The organism is Pseudarthrobacter sp. NBSH8 (genome assembly GCF_014217545.1).
In the GTDB taxonomy this organism is placed as follows: Bacteria; Actinomycetota; Actinomycetes; order Actinomycetales; family Micrococcaceae; genus Arthrobacter.
In genome coordinates this window covers 2,576,625-2,590,164 of record NZ_CP043178.1, presented here as the reverse complement: position 1 = coordinate 2,590,164, position 13,540 = coordinate 2,576,625, and the positions used below count along the sequence as shown (strand labels likewise).

At 66.0% G+C, this 13,540-nt stretch carries 13 protein-coding genes; 10 read left to right on the top strand and 3 right to left on the bottom strand.

Going from position 1 to position 13,540, the window contains the following annotated elements:
• Nucleotides 1-71: 71 nt before the first annotated feature.
• Both FYJ92_RS11905 and nucS read right to left on the bottom strand, forming a co-directional pair.
• Entirely contained in the window at nt 72-275 is a 204-nt protein-coding gene (locus FYJ92_RS11905) for a cold-shock protein (RefSeq protein WP_011692441.1), read from the bottom strand.
• 316 nt (nt 276-591) lie between these two features.
• Complete coding sequence (gene nucS / locus FYJ92_RS11900; protein WP_058933052.1) at nt 592-1,287, bottom strand: endonuclease NucS; 696 nt, start codon at nt 1,285-1,287, stop codon at nt 592-594.
• A gap of 36 nt (nt 1,288-1,323) precedes the next feature.
• Here nucS and FYJ92_RS11895 point away from each other — a divergent pair, with 36 nt between their 5' ends.
• Nucleotides 1,324-1,680 (top strand): ATP/GTP-binding protein, encoded by a 357-nt coding sequence (locus tag FYJ92_RS11895; protein WP_185260915.1) that lies wholly within the window; start codon nt 1,324-1,326, stop codon nt 1,678-1,680.
• Nucleotides 1,681-1,774: 94 nt separating this feature from the next.
• Nucleotides 1,775-2,575: an alpha/beta hydrolase gene (locus FYJ92_RS11890; protein ID WP_185260914.1), complete on the top strand. Its 801-nt coding sequence runs from the start codon at nt 1,775-1,777 to the stop codon at nt 2,573-2,575.
• Nucleotides 2,576-2,599: 24 nt separating this feature from the next.
• On the opposite strand, the gene FYJ92_RS11885 is transcribed toward FYJ92_RS11890, so the two are convergent.
• Nucleotides 2,600-3,919 (bottom strand): AI-2E family transporter, encoded by a 1,320-nt coding sequence (locus tag FYJ92_RS11885; protein ID WP_185260913.1) that lies wholly within the window; start codon nt 3,917-3,919, stop codon nt 2,600-2,602.
• 217 nt (nt 3,920-4,136) lie between these two features.
• Here FYJ92_RS11885 and FYJ92_RS11880 point away from each other — a divergent pair, with 217 nt between their 5' ends.
• The 8 genes from FYJ92_RS11880 (at nt 4,137) to FYJ92_RS11845 (ending at nt 13,500) form a co-directional block, all read left to right on the top strand.
• Complete coding sequence (locus tag FYJ92_RS11880; RefSeq protein ID WP_255482042.1) at nt 4,137-5,837, top strand: hypothetical protein; 1,701 nt, start codon at nt 4,137-4,139, stop codon at nt 5,835-5,837.
• Between the two features lie 65 nt (nt 5,838-5,902).
• Nucleotides 5,903-6,910, top strand: coding sequence for a tetratricopeptide repeat protein (locus FYJ92_RS11875; RefSeq protein ID WP_185260912.1), 1,008 nt, complete (start codon nt 5,903-5,905; stop codon nt 6,908-6,910).
• Complete coding sequence (locus FYJ92_RS11870; RefSeq protein WP_185260911.1) at nt 6,910-8,007, top strand: NADH:flavin oxidoreductase/NADH oxidase; 1,098 nt, start codon at nt 6,910-6,912, stop codon at nt 8,005-8,007. The genes FYJ92_RS11875 and FYJ92_RS11870 overlap by 1 nt, the downstream gene beginning before the upstream one ends.
• Before the next feature lie 72 nt (nt 8,008-8,079).
• The gene (locus FYJ92_RS11865) at nt 8,080-8,886 is read left to right on the top strand and encodes an ABC transporter ATP-binding protein (protein ID WP_185260910.1); all 807 of its coding nucleotides are present in this window, start codon (nt 8,080-8,082) and stop codon (nt 8,884-8,886) included.
• Nucleotides 8,868-10,439 (top strand): transporter, encoded by a 1,572-nt coding sequence (locus FYJ92_RS11860; RefSeq protein ID WP_185260909.1) that lies wholly within the window; start codon nt 8,868-8,870, stop codon nt 10,437-10,439. The genes FYJ92_RS11865 and FYJ92_RS11860 overlap by 19 nt, the downstream gene beginning before the upstream one ends.
• Nucleotides 10,440-10,469: 30 nt before the next feature.
• The gene (gene nagB, locus FYJ92_RS11855) at nt 10,470-11,252 is read left to right on the top strand and encodes a glucosamine-6-phosphate deaminase (RefSeq protein WP_185260908.1); all 783 of its coding nucleotides are present in this window, start codon (nt 10,470-10,472) and stop codon (nt 11,250-11,252) included.
• 122 nt (nt 11,253-11,374) lie between these two features.
• The gene (locus FYJ92_RS11850) at nt 11,375-11,716 is read left to right on the top strand and encodes a DUF3039 domain-containing protein (RefSeq protein WP_056349372.1); all 342 of its coding nucleotides are present in this window, start codon (nt 11,375-11,377) and stop codon (nt 11,714-11,716) included.
• Nucleotides 11,716-13,500, top strand: a complete 1,785-nt coding sequence (locus tag FYJ92_RS11845) for a DEAD/DEAH box helicase (RefSeq protein ID WP_185260907.1) — start codon at nt 11,716-11,718, stop codon at nt 13,498-13,500. Before FYJ92_RS11850 ends, FYJ92_RS11845 begins: the two co-directional genes overlap by 1 nt.
• Nucleotides 13,501-13,540: the final 40 nt, after the last annotated feature.

Below are 13,540 nucleotides of genomic sequence, written 5' to 3'. Positions count from 1 at the left end.
ATCCCCGGCATGGATGCCGGGGATCTTCTCTTTGCTGGAGGCCGCGCAGATGGCGGCCGCTGGGCGGGGGACTAGACCAGCGTTACGCCGGTAGCCTGGGGGCCCTTGGCACCCTGGCCGATCTCGAACTGAACGCGCTGGTTCTCGTCGAGGGTCTTGAAGCCACCGGTCTGGATTTCCGAGTAGTGAACGAAGACATCGCCATCGGAATCATCCGGGGTAATGAAGCCGAAGCCCTTTTCAGCGTTGAACCACTTGACGGTTCCCTGTGCCATTTATTTCTCCTCATTATGGAACTTGTCTAAGTCCGGCACACCTCGTGCCGGACTCGGTCACTCCGCGAGAAGAATCCTTCAATGCCGTTCCTGGGAACATGCGCTGCAGGAGCTTCGCGCTCGCAACATGTCTTGCGAGCATGAAAAACACCTACACAAAGACTGATCTAAGAATTTCACGCCGATTCCGTTAGGTCAACGCCCCTGAACTGTCAACACCGCAAATTTTGCCGATAAGACGGATGAATCCCCTTGTCAGCGGCCGAACCCCGGCGCCGGTGCGGAGACCCGGCGTCAGAAAAGCAGTTTGCGGACCTCAGAAAAGCCGGGAGTCGCTGTCGTCCACACCGCGCATTGCATCGTAGTCCAACGTGATGCAGTCGATGCCGCGGTCGTTTGCCAGCACCTTGGCCTGCGGCTTGATCTGCTGGGCAGCGAAGATGCCACGGACCGGGGCCAGCAGCGGGTCCCTGTTCAGGAGTTCAAGGTAGCGGGTGAGCTGCTCCACGCCGTCAATGTCGCCGCGCCGCTTCAGCTCAATGGCCACGGTGGCCCCGCTGGCGTCGCGGGCCAGGATGTCCACCGGGCCGATGGCCGTGAAGTATTCGCGCCGGATGAGTGAAAAGCCCGAGCCGAGGGTCTCAATCTGATCGGCGAGCAGGCGTTGGAGGTCAGCTTCGACGCCGTCCTTGATCAGACCGGGATCCACCCCAAGGTCGTGGGAGGACTCGTGCAGCTGTTCGTGGATGTTAATGATCAGGCGGTCATCGGTTTTGGCAGACTGGACGGTCCACTGTTCCGTGACGCCAAGCTCCAGGTCAATGTCCTCCGGCGAGGACACCCGGAGGGTGGCGGGCGGGCTCATCCAGTTCAGCGGCTTATACGAGCCGCCGTCGGAATGAACCAGCACCGAGCCGTCGGCCTTGACCAGCAGGAGCCGGGTGGCAAGGGGGAGATGGGCTTTGAGCCGGCCAACATAATCAACTGAACATCTGGCTATGACAAGTCGCACGCCTACACACTACCGGGGCTGGGGCAGAATGGAGGCATGCCGCGTTCCAACCGCCCCCGCCGACCTGCCTCCGGAAGGCCGGGCGTAGCTGCCGGAAAGCCGGCCGGCAAGAAGGGCAACAGCGACGTTCCTGAGCTGGATTTGGAGCGGGCACGGGCTGGAATCGCCCGGCGGGAAAGCGCGCCGGACGGCGAGTGGATGGTCAGGACGATGACCGCCAGAAACGCGGAAAAAACCTACATTTGCCCCGGATGCTCCACCGCTGTTGTCCCCGGCATCGCCCACCTGGTGGTGTGGAAAGACGATCATATTTTCGGTGCTGCGGCAAGCCTGGCCGAGCGCCGGCACTGGCACACAAACTGTTGGCTGTCCCGGACCTACCGTTACCGCTGACTCTGAATAGCCCGGGGAACGGCGCCCCGGAAAAGCCGCGTTACAGGCCGGAGCACCGCGACTGGGGACGCCGGGAGTCGCTAAGCTGGCAGGCATGACTTTTGATCCGGCGTCGTACGAATTCAGCCAGCCAACAGGGCCCGCCCCCATCCGCGCGTCAACGGTGCTGCCGGCCCGGCGGGAGAACATCGAGCTGCGCACCGAGGATGGCCACATTCTGGTGGGGGAACTGGCGCTCCCCGAGTCCGGCCCGGTCACTGCGACGTTGATCACCCTGCATCCGCTTCCGACGCACGGCGGTTTTATGGACTCGCACGTGTACCGCAAGGCGTCCTACCGGCTTCCTGCCCTCGCCGGCGTCGCCGTGCTTCGCTTCAACACGCGCGGGACCGGTTCGCCGCGGGGAACCAGCGCGGGTTCCTTCGACGAGGGGATCGGCGAGCGGCAGGACGTTGAGGCGGCGGTGCGTTTCGCCGTCGAACGCCAACTGCCCAACCGCTGGCTGGTGGGCTGGTCCTTCGGTACCGAGCTGGCGCTGATGTACGGTGCCGTTGAGCCGGTGGCCAGCCAAATTGAAGGTGCCGTGCTGCTGTCGCCGCCGCTGCACCGTGCCACCGACGCCCACCTGCGCCTCTGGGCAGACTCCGCCAAGCCGCTCACCGTGCTCGTTCCGGAGCATGACGACTACCTGCAGCCCGAGGCCGCCGCTGAACGCTTCAGCCTGGTGCCGCTGGCCAGAGTGGTGGGGGTGGACGGCGCCAAGCACCTATGGGTGGGCGAAAAGTACGCTTCCCGCGTGCTCAATGAAATCGTGGATGACGTGACGGAAGCAGGCTCCGGTCCCGAGGGCCTGCCGCAGGTGTGGAACGGCCCGGTGGCTACCTCAGCCGCCTAGCACGCTCGCACTGGTTTCTGTCCGTCAGTGCTTGTCCTGGCGGACGATGTAGATCTCCTTGATCAGGAGCAGGATGGCGGCCGCCGTCGGGATGGCGATGAGTGCGCCCAGGACCCCCAACAGGCTGCCGCCGGCAATCACGGAGATGACGGCAACGGCACCAGGCACGGCCACGGCTTTCTGCATGATGCGGGGCGAGATGAAGTACGCCTCGAACTGGAGGTAGGCGAAGTAGCAGATGCCGTAGACGGCGGCCGTCTGCCACCCGACCGTCAAGGCGATCAGCACGACCACGACGCCGGCGATCATGCCGCCCACCAGGGGGATAAAGGCCAGCAGGGCCACCACGAAGGCCAGCAGGAGGGCGAACGGGACACCCACGATGGACATCACGATGAATGCAAACGTGGCATTGAGCAATGCCACGCAGGCCTGCCCGATCACGTAGTTGCCTACGGACCGGGTGATCTCCCCGGAAAGGGCTTCAACCCTGTGCCGGCGTGACCGTGGGGCAAGCCGGTAACCCCACTTCTTCATGGCCGGAAGGGCTGCCAGGAAATACAGGCTCAGGACCAGGACGATCAACGTGCCGAAGAGGCCATTGGCCAGGGTGGAACCGAAGCCCACCACGCCGCCGAAGATCCCGCCCATCGCATCAGGGTTTTTGACGAACTTGTCGAGTTCCTCGTTGATGCGGTCGCGCACACCAAATTGGTCGTCCACGGTGCGGAAAAATTCAGAGTCGATGAAGTCCCGGACCCAGGTGGGTGCCTGCACCACGATTTGGGTGACCTGTTCCACGATGGTGGGGATCAGGGTGGCGAAGAACCCCCCTACAGCCATTACCAGGACCAGGACCGCAAGAAGAATGCCGGCGGGCCTGGGAACGCGGCGGTTCTCCAGCCAGCCGACGACGGGTTCAAGGCCGAGGGCAATGAACAGGGCAGCCACAATCCATAGCAGCAGCTGCGTGGTGTTGGATCCGATCCAGTAGACCAGCAGGGCAAGGCCGACGCCGACAGTTCCCATGAAGCCCATATAGAGGGGATGTTGCATCGACATCTGTGGACCCGGACGGCCGAACTGCTCGCGCGTCCCGGCGGTCTCGTCGACTTCGGTAGCGGCAGATTCTTTCGTGTGGTTGTACTCCGGCGGGAACTCAAACCGGAGCCTGGGCTGGGCGCCCGGCAGCGGCTGGCGCAGGCGCTGCACAAGCTGGCCAAGGGCCGCAGCGGCGGACCCTCGTCGCTTCGCCGTGGCAGGGACGTCCGGCGAGGATTCCAAAGTGTCAGCGGCCGGTTGATTTTCGTGTCCCGGGGAGGACTCTTCCGTCTTGTCAGTCACTGGTTTATGGGGCCTGTTCCGTGCGTGGCGCCGCGTTTGCGGGCCGGTGTGATGATCATCGCAAACACTATCAGCAGCCTTGCCAACAGGAGCGAGGGCGCCCGCCCGGGCCGCCCGGGCGACGCTGTTTCCGGACTCCTCCGGCGCCCGAACGGGGGTTCTGGTAACAAAACGGTTACTATTGAAAGTAAACTCCCGCGAATGATAGGTGTTTCCTTTGCGCTTCAAGACTGCAGTTGCACTCGTGCTGCTCGGCCTCCTGACACTTCTGGCCGGAATCGGCCAGAAGACAATCTGGGCTCCCTCCGAGACCTTTACGGCTTCCGCCCCGGCAGATGCCGCGGAGGCGCCACTGACCGTCATCGACCAGAACCTGCGCACCGCGCAGGGCGGACCGGTGACGATCAAGATCGAAGGCGACGGCAACTTCCTGCTCGCGGTCGGCCGGCCTGACGACGTGGATGCCTGGGTGGGCCCGACGGCCCGCAACACCATCACAGGGGTTTCGGAGGACAACAAATCCCTGCAAATTGAGCACACCGACGGCGACGCCACGGCGCCAAATCCGTCCGGATCCGATCTCTGGGTTTCCACTGAGAACTCGAGCGGTGAGCTGGAGTACTCGTGGACGCCGCCGGCCGACGGCGAATGGTCACTGCTGCTGGCGTCCGATGGCACCAAGCCCGCACCCTCGTCGATCTCAATGACGTTCCCCAATGACACCTCCACCCCGTGGGCCATCCCGCTCATGTCGCTTGGCGGCCTGCTGATCCTGGCCGGCATCGCCCTGATGGTTATGTCCGCCCGCAAGCGCGACGGTGAAGGTACCGGCCAGGGCAGCCTGTTCGCCCGGCGTGCCCGGGCCAAGGCCGAGGCAAAGTCCTCCGCACGGCTCGGCATGGTTTCCGGCGGCATGGTCACCGCCGCAGTGACCGCCCTTGTTGTGGCCGGAACGGGTGTTGCTGCGAACGCGGCCACCACACCCGCCCCGGCTCCCACCACCGGATCTGCGACACCGGAGGCCGCCCAGACGGCCGCGCCGGTCCTCCTGGATGCCCAGTTCCGCAGGATCCTGGAGCAGGTCTCCAGCGCCACCGACGCCGGCGACGCCGCGAAGGATGCAGCCAAGCTTGCAGAGCGGGTCGCAGGGACGGAGCTTGAGGTCCGTACCCAGAACTACAAGATCCGTTCCCAGGTGGGTACCTATGAAGCCCGGATGCCTGTCCGTTCCACCAAGCTCCTCACGACCGTGGTCACCAGCGACCGGACCTGGCCCCGTTCTGTCCTCGCGGTCACACAGGGCGAAGGCAACGTCGTCCCGCAGCTCCTCACCCTGGTCCAGCCTTCGCCCCGGGAGAACTACAAGCTCACCGAGACCACCCCGCTGCAGCCGGGAACCACGTTCCCCGCCATCGGCCGGGACGGCACCGATACCCTGGCCGCCAATGACAAATCAGGCCTGCTGTACAGCGGCGAAGAAGCCCTGGCCGGGCTGGCCGACCGCCTGAGCAACGCAGAGTCGAGCTTCAAGGACAAGCTGGTGGAGGGCACTTCTTCGCCTTACATCGCCGACACGCTGTCGTACCAGGCCGAGGTAGTGAAGTCGGGAGAAAACGGCAACTTCTCCTTTACTCACAAGGTGGTGCCGGAAAGCACTGTGGTGTTCCGGACGGCTGACGGCGGGGCGCTGGTGCTGGGCAGGATCAACTTCGCCTTTGACGGCACGCCAAAGGCCTCCGGTGACAAGCTCACCATCGGTGACGACGCCGCGGCGCTCGCCGGCGGCAAGGAGACCACCACCGGCATGGTGCTGAACTTTGCTGAATCAATGGCTGTCTACGTCCCGCCGGCAGGTTCGACGGATCCCATCAAGCTGGTGGCCGCGACGCGCGGGCTGGTAGGAGCAAGCTTCAAATAGGCACGCAGGGTCCAGTCCCTGAAGCAGTACCCCCGGCAGCGGCCGGAGTGGCTAGAGTGGAAAGCATGAGTTTGCCAGCTTCCCGCCCAGTCCCTCCAGCCGCTGCCAGCCTGCTTAACTTGCGTGGCGCCGTCGACCTTTCATCCCTGAAACAGCGCCAGGCACCTCCTGCCGCTCCCGGCAATTCGCCTGTTCCCGGGGACACAGGCGCCAACCCGGAGGCAGGTGCCGGAGCGCCCGACGGCGGCGCGTCGCCGCTGCGGGTCACTGTCACCGAGGGGAATTTCCAGGAGCTCGTGGAGCTTTCCGCCCAGGTGCCGGTGGTCTTCGCGCTGTGGGCGGCGTACTCGCCGGAATCCGCCGCGATGCTCGACTCGCTGGAGCAGGTCATCAACGGTTACGGCGGCCGCCTCGTTCTGGGTGCGGCGGACATTGAAGCCTTCCCGCAACTGGCACAGGCATTCCAGGTCCAGGCCGTCCCCACCGCCGTCGCCGTGCTCAAGGGCCAGCCCGTACCGCTCTTCCAGGGCGGCGCCGAGGAAGCCCAGATCCGGCCCCTCCTGGATGAACTGCTCAAAGTGGCGGCCGCCAACGGCGTCACGGGCAGCCTCGGCGGGGGCGGTACGCCGCCGGAATCCGAACCGGCACCCCTTCCGCCGCTGCACCTGGCCGCCTTCGACGCCATTGAGGCAGGCGACTACGAGGCAGCAGCCGTGGCCTACCGCCAGGCCCTGCTGGAAATGCCCGCAGACGCCGAGGCCAAGGCCGGGCTGGCCCAGGTGGAGCTGATGGCCCGGCTCCAGCCGCTGTCCGCCGAGGACTCGGAAGCATTGCGTATCGTCGCCGCCAACGAGCCTGACAACCTGGCCGCCCAGCTGGGCGTGGCGGACCTGGATGTGTCCGGCGGCCATGTGGAGGACGCGCTGAACCGCGTGGTCAGCTTCATCGGCCGGAACTTCGGTCCGGAACGGGAGACCGCCCGGGTACGGCTCCTGGAGCTCTTTGACGTGGTGGGCACCTCCGACCCCCGCGTTGCCAAGGCGCGCCAAGGACTCGCCAGGGTCCTGTTCTAGTGCCGGCCCTGTTCCAGCCGCTCAAGCTCCGTTCCCTGAAGCTCACGCACCGCGGCTGGGTCTCACCGATGTGCCAGTACAGCTGCGGTCCCGACGGCGCCCCGGGGGTTCCCAACGACTGGCACCTGATGCATCTGGGCTCCTTCGCCGCGGGCGGCGCCGCTTTGATCCTCACCGAGGCGGCTGCCGTGAATGCAGCCGGCAGGATCAGCCCCCGTGACGCCGGGCTGTACAACGACGAGCAGGCCGAGGCCTGGCAGCGGATCACGTCCTTTGTGCACCGGCACGGTGCCGCGGAAGCGAAGATCGGTGCCCAGCTCGCGCACGCCGGCCGGAAAGCGTCCACCTACTGGCCGTTCGCCGGGCAGCGGGGGAGCGTCCCGGAATCCGACGGCGGCTGGCCCACGGGGGGACCATCATGGCTTGCCTTCGACGGCTACGCCGGACCTGTCGCGATGACCGAGGCGCAGATCCATGACGTTATTGCCGATTTCGAGGCGGCCGCGGTGCGGGCGGTTGACGCCGGCTTCGACACTCTGGAAATCCATGGCGCGCACGGCTACCTCCTGCACCAGTTTCAAAGCCCGCTGATCAATACCCGGACCGATTTTTGGGGCGGGGACGAGGCTGGCCGCAACCGGCTGATGCTCGCCGTCGTAGATGCCGTCCGCAACGTCATCCCCGAATCCATGCCCCTGCTCCTCAGGATTTCAGCCACCGACTGGGCGCCGGGCGGCGTCGATGCCCAGGCTTCGGTCCGGCTGGCCGCCCAGGCGGCGAAGCGCGGGGTGGACCTCATCGACGTCTCCAGCGGAGGGGCAGTGGCCCATCAGGACATCAATCCGGGTCCGGGATATCAAACGGAGTTCTCCGCACGCATCCGCCGGGAGGCCGGCGTCCCCACGGGCACCGTGGGCCTGCTGACCACCGCGGGCCAGGCGGAGCATGCCGTGGCCACCGGGCAGGCCGACGGCGTGTTTATTGCCCGGGCCGCGCTCCGGGATCCGCACTGGTGGCTCCGGGCGGCTTTTGAACTTGGGCATGACCTCCCCTGGGCGCCACAGTACGAACGGGCCCTGCCGCGCCATTCGTTCTAGGCTTCCCTACGCCGTTGGCCCTACTCCTGCGGGTGGACCCCGTCGACAGGGCCCTGGGTCTAGGCTGGCGTTATGACTGCTCCGCATCCTGATCCCCACTCTGATCCGGTGGCGCACAGCGGGCCCGTTCCTGCCTTGTCCATCCGCGGCCTCGCCAAGCGTTTCGGCGGAAAAATCGCCGTGGACGGCATCAGCCTCGACGTCCCGGCGGGTTCGTTCTTTGGCATCGTGGGCCCCAACGGCGCCGGCAAGACCACCACGTTGTCCATGGCCACCGGGCTGCTGCGGCCCGACTTCGGCACGGCCATTGTCCACGGCGTTGACGTCTGGGCCCGGCCACTGGAGGCCAAGAAGCTGATGGGCATCCTCCCGGACGGCGTGCGCCTCTTTGACCGGCTCACCGGCGAACAGCTGGTCACCTACGCGGGGTTGCTGCGTGGCATGGACAAAGACGTGGTGGCCTCCCGCGTGGGCGAGCTCTTGTCCGCCTTGGACCTGAACCAGGACGCCGGGACCCTCGTGGTGGACTATTCCGCCGGCATGACCAAAAAGATCGCCCTGGCCTCGGCCCTGATCCATGCGCCGCGGCTGCTGGTGCTCGATGAACCCTTCGAGTCCGTGGATCCTGTCTCGGCGGCCAACATCCGGTCCATCCTGGACAGTTATGTAGCGTCCGGCGGGACGGTGATCGTCTCGAGCCACGTTATGGACCTGGTCCAGCGCATGTGCGACCACGTCGCCGTGGTGGCGGCCGGAAGGCTCCTCGCTGCCGGGACCGTGGACGAAGTACGCGCCGGGGCAACGCTGGAAGAAAGATTTGTCCAGCTTGTCGGCGGACGAAACCACACGGAGGGCCTGGAATGGTTGCGCACCTCCTAAGGCTCAAACTGACCCTGCTGCGGAACGGTCTCCGCCGCAGCCCCTGGCAGCTCGTGGGCCTGGCGTTCGGCGGCCTCTATGCGCTCGGAATCGTGGGCGCGCTGGTCGTGGCCCTGGTGATGCTGCGGCAGGAAAACCACGAGCTCGCCTACACGGCCGTAGTGCTTGGCGGTTCCGCGGCCATCCTGGGCTGGGGGATCATCCCGGTGGCGGTTTCGGCCACCGACATGACCCTCGATCCCGCCCGCTTCACCACATTTGCGGTCCCCATGCGGCAGCTCCTGACCGGCCTGGCCCTGGGCGGCCTGATCGGAATTCCGGGGGTGGCCACGTCGCTTGTGGCGCTGGCCACCGTGGGCACGTGGGCGCGCGGCTTCGTTCCTGCCGTGACCGCACTCCTGGGAGCAGCCCTCGGCGTCATGACGTGCATTGTGCTGTCCAAAGTGGTCACCACCGCCACGGCCAGCCTGGCGGCGTCGCGGCGCTTCAAGGACGTCAGCGGTGTTGTTTTTATGGTTCCGCTGATCCTGATGGGCCCCATCGTGGCAGGAGTGTTGCAGGGGATCTCAGCGTCCGCCGGGTTCCTGCCTGAATTTGCCCGGACTCTTGCCTGGACGCCGCTGGGCGCCGCCTGGTCCTTGGGCGGAGACGTCGACGCCGGACGGCCCCTCGAAGCCGCCGTGAAGCTGCTCATTTCACTGCTCACCCTCGCGGGACTTGCCTGGTGCTGGAAAGTCCTCCTGGAGCGTGCCCTGGTTAACCCGCCCTATCAAGGGAGCGGGAGCCGGAGGGGCGGCAAGCTGGGGCTGTTCTCGCTCCTGCCCGCCACGCCCACCGGTGCCGTCACAGCTCGTGCCCTGACCTACTGGCTGCGGGATCCCCGTTACGGCGGATCGCTCCTCGTGATTCCGCTGCTGGCCGTGATGATGTTCTTCCAGGCGAGCCAGGGGGACAGCTTCGGCATCCTCACGATGCTGGGCCCCCTGACCGCTTTCCTCATGGCCTGGTCAATCTCCGCCGATGTTTCCTACGACAACACCGCGTTCGCGCTCCACCTTGCCGCCGGCGTGCGGGGTGTCCCGGACAGGCTGGGCCGGGCCCTGGCGTGCCTGATTCTCGCCGTACCGGTGGTGCTCGCCTTCTCAGTGGTGCCGTTTATGTTCACCGGCAGCTGGGAATGGCTGCCCGGCGTGCTGGGACTGTCGGTGGGAATTCTACTGACCGGTCTTGGCCTCTCGTCGGTAGTCTCGGCGCGGTACAACGTCGCAGTGCCACTGCCCGGAGACAGTCCGTTCAAGAAGCCACCCGGCAGCGTCGGCCAGACCATGGCAGTGCAGTTTGGCGGCATGGGGGTCCTGTCCCTCCTGGTGCTTCCGGAAGCCGGGTTGATCATTGCCCAAAGTGTGACTGGAAACCCCGTCTTCGGATGGCTGAACCTTGCCATAGGCCCCGTCCTGGGACTGGTACTTTTTGTGGTCGGCATCAGGGTAGGTGGCCGCTGGCTCGAGGCCCGTGGCCCGGAAATGCTGGCCCAACTGACCGTCAACCGTTGATTCCGTAAAGCAACAGAAAGGCGGCCGGACATGGAAGTCGTTATCGTCCAGGGCAGCAAACAGATCGGACCGCTCGTTGCCGATGCCATCGAGGCCCTGCTCCGGCGCAAGCCCGCCGCAGTACTGGGCCTCGCCACGGGGTCATCGCCGCTGCCCGTCTACGACGAGTTGGCGGCAAGGCACCAGCGTGAGGGGCTGGACTTCAGCAATGCCCACGCCTTTGCCCTGGACGAATACGTGGGGCTGGCACACGGGCATCCGGAGTCCTACCGGGAAGTCATACGGCGGGAATTCACCAGCCGGGTCAACATCGCCGAAGGCAACGTCCATACTCCCGACGGTGCGGCCGAGGACCTGGCCGCCGCCTGCCGAGCCTACGAAGATGCCATGCGGGCAGCGGGCGGGGTGGACCTGCAGCTCCTGGGCGTGGGTACGGATTGCCACATCGGATTCAACGAGCCCGGATCCTCGCTCGCATCCCGGACCCGCATCAAAACGCTGATCGAGCAGACCCGCCGCGACAACTCCCGGTTCTTCACCAGCCTGGCAGAGGTGCCGCACCACGTGGTCACCCAGGGTCTGGGCACCATCCTTGAGGCACGGCACGTTGTCCTCATCGCGACCGGGGCGCAGAAGGCGCCGGCGGTCCGCGACTTCGTGGAAGGACCCGTTGCCGCGATCTGCCCGGCTTCGGTCCTCCAGTTCCACCCGCACGCCACCATCCTGGTGGATGAGGCGGCGGCGTCGTCGCTTAAGCTCGCCGACTTCTACCGGCACACGTACGAACACAAACCTGACTGGCAGGAGCTGTAATTCCGGCCACACACCGCGGGCGGGCGGGTACCGGCGTTGCGCGGAACGGGGGACGCCGGACGGTGCGGTGAGTGCAAAACGGTTGTCCCGCCGTCGAACGTCAGCCCTCCCGGGACGCTAAGATGGATGCCATGACTAGCATGACGGACCCTCTCGAGAACGACCCGATGCGCGAGCTTTCCGGGGCTGGAACGTCCACGGCAACCATCGAGCGCGAAGAGCTGCGCCAGGAAGTGGAGCCCGGTGACCGGGAACGCTTCTCGCACTACGTGCGCAAGGAAAAAATCATGGAATCCGCGCTGACGGGTGATCCTGTCATTGCCCTCTGCGGCAAAGTGTGGACGCCGGGCCGGGATCCGCAGAAGTTCCCGGTGTGCCCCATGTGCAAAGAGGTTTATGACGGCCTCCGCCCGGGCAACGACGGCGGCAAGGGTCCCGGAGGGGACTCGGGCAACAACAAATAGTGACGGAGACGCTCTTTGGCGGCCCCACCCTGCCACCGGCTTATCCGGAACGCGCAGCCTGGGGAACCGCCCAGAAACTCCGTGCCTGGCAGCAGCAAGCCCTTGACCTCTACTTCAGGACCGATCCCCGCGATTTCCTGGCCGTAGCAACTCCCGGCGCCGGCAAGACCACCTTCGCGTTGCGCGTGGCCTCGATGCTCATCGAATCCGGGGCGGTCAACCGGGTCACCATTGTGGCACCCACGGACCACCTGAAACGGCAGTGGGCCGACGCCGCGGCCAAGGTGGGCATCGCCATCGACCCCAACTTCAAGAACTCCGACGGCCAGCACGGCCGCGGTTTTGTTGGCGTGGCTGTCACCTACGCCCAGGTGGCCAGCAAACCCATGCTGCACCGGGCCAAGACCGAGGCCGCCCGCACGCTGGTGATCCTTGACGAAATCCATCACGGCGGCGAAGCCCTGTCCTGGGGCGACGGTCTCCGCGAAGCGTTTGACCCTGCGGCACGGCGGCTCTCCCTGACCGGGACGCCGTTCCGCTCCGACACCTCGCCCATCCCGTTTGTTGAATACGCACAGGACAAGGACGGCATCCGGCGCTCGAAAGCTGACTACACGTACGGCTACGGCAACGCCCTGCGTGACCACGTGGTGCGCCCGGTCATGTTCATGGCCTACTCGGGCCAGATGCGCTGGCGAACCAGTGCCGGAGAGGAGATGGCGGCCTCCCTGGGCGAGTCCGCGGTCACCAAGGACATCACGTCGCAGGCGTGGCGGACGGCGCTGAACCCGGCCGGGGAATGGATTCCCGCTGTCCTGGCGGGGGCGGACAAACGCCTCAGCGAAGTGCGCCGCACGGTTCCGGACGCTGGCGGGCTGGTCATCGCCACGGACCACGAGGACGCCAGGGCCTATGCCGGGCAGCTGAAACGGATCACCGGCGAATCGCCAACTGTGATTCTTTCCGACGACGCCAAGGCCTCCAGCAAGATCGAGGAATTCACCATGAGCGAGAAGCGGTGGATGGTTGCCGTCCGGATGGTGTCAGAAGGTGTGGACGTGCCCCGGCTGTCCGTCGGCGTCTATGCGACATCCACCTCCACGCCGCTGTTCTTTGCCCAGGCGGTGGGCCGCTTTGTGCGTGCCCGGAAACGCGGCGAAACGGCTTCGGTCTTCCTGCCGTCTGTGCCGACGCTGATGGCCCTGGCCAACTCGATGGAGGCCGAACGCGACCACGCGCTGGACCGCCCCGAGAAAGAGGACAGCGACGGCCTGTTCAATCCCGAGGACTCACTGATGGAAGAGGCCAACCGGGAGGACAAGGCGTCCGACAGCCTCACCAAGGGCACGTTCGAGGCCCTCGACTCGCAGGCGTCCTTCGACCGCGTGTTGTTCGACGGCGGCGAGTTCGGCACCGGGGGAGAGGTGGGCTCGGAAGACGAACTGGACTTCCTGGGCATCCCCGGGCTGCTGGACGCCGAACAGGTGGGGACGCTGCTGCGGCAGCGACAGCACGAACAGCTCAACCGCAAAAACAGGCGCGCACCGGCAGCCGAGCCGGCCGCCGCGGCTCCGGCCATACCGGACCACCGGATGCTCATGGACCTGCGCAACGAGCTGGCCAAAAACGTTGCGGCCTGGTCGGCGCGGACCGGAACCCCGCACGGTGTGGTGCACACGAAGCTGCGGACGGTTTGTGGCGGCCCGCCGGTGGCGCAGGCGAACGAGGAGCAGCTCCAGTCCAGGCTGCGCAAGCTCCAGGACTGGTTCATCGGCCGGAAATAGCGGCCCAAGACACAGCCGTGGCCCGGTGCTCTGCATCCCG

Coding starts and splice junctions, on each gene's coding strand:
- FYJ92_RS11865 (WP_185260910.1), top strand. CDS start 8,080: ATGACTGCTCCGCATCCTGATCCCCACTCTGATCCGGTGGCGCACAGC.
- FYJ92_RS11875 (WP_185260912.1), top strand. CDS start 5,903: ATGAGTTTGCCAGCTTCCCGCCCAGTCCCTCCAGCCGCTGCCAGCCTG.
- nagB (WP_185260908.1), top strand. CDS start 10,470: ATGGAAGTCGTTATCGTCCAGGGCAGCAAACAGATCGGACCGCTCGTT.
- FYJ92_RS11860 (WP_185260909.1), top strand. CDS start 8,868: ATGGTTGCGCACCTCCTAAGGCTCAAACTGACCCTGCTGCGGAACGGT.
- FYJ92_RS11905 (WP_011692441.1), bottom strand. CDS start 275: ATGGCACAGGGAACCGTCAAGTGGTTCAACGCTGAAAAGGGCTTCGGC.
- FYJ92_RS11895 (WP_185260915.1), top strand. CDS start 1,324: ATGCCGCGTTCCAACCGCCCCCGCCGACCTGCCTCCGGAAGGCCGGGC.
- FYJ92_RS11890 (WP_185260914.1), top strand. CDS start 1,775: ATGACTTTTGATCCGGCGTCGTACGAATTCAGCCAGCCAACAGGGCCC.
- FYJ92_RS11850 (WP_056349372.1), top strand. CDS start 11,375: ATGGATGCCATGACTAGCATGACGGACCCTCTCGAGAACGACCCGATG.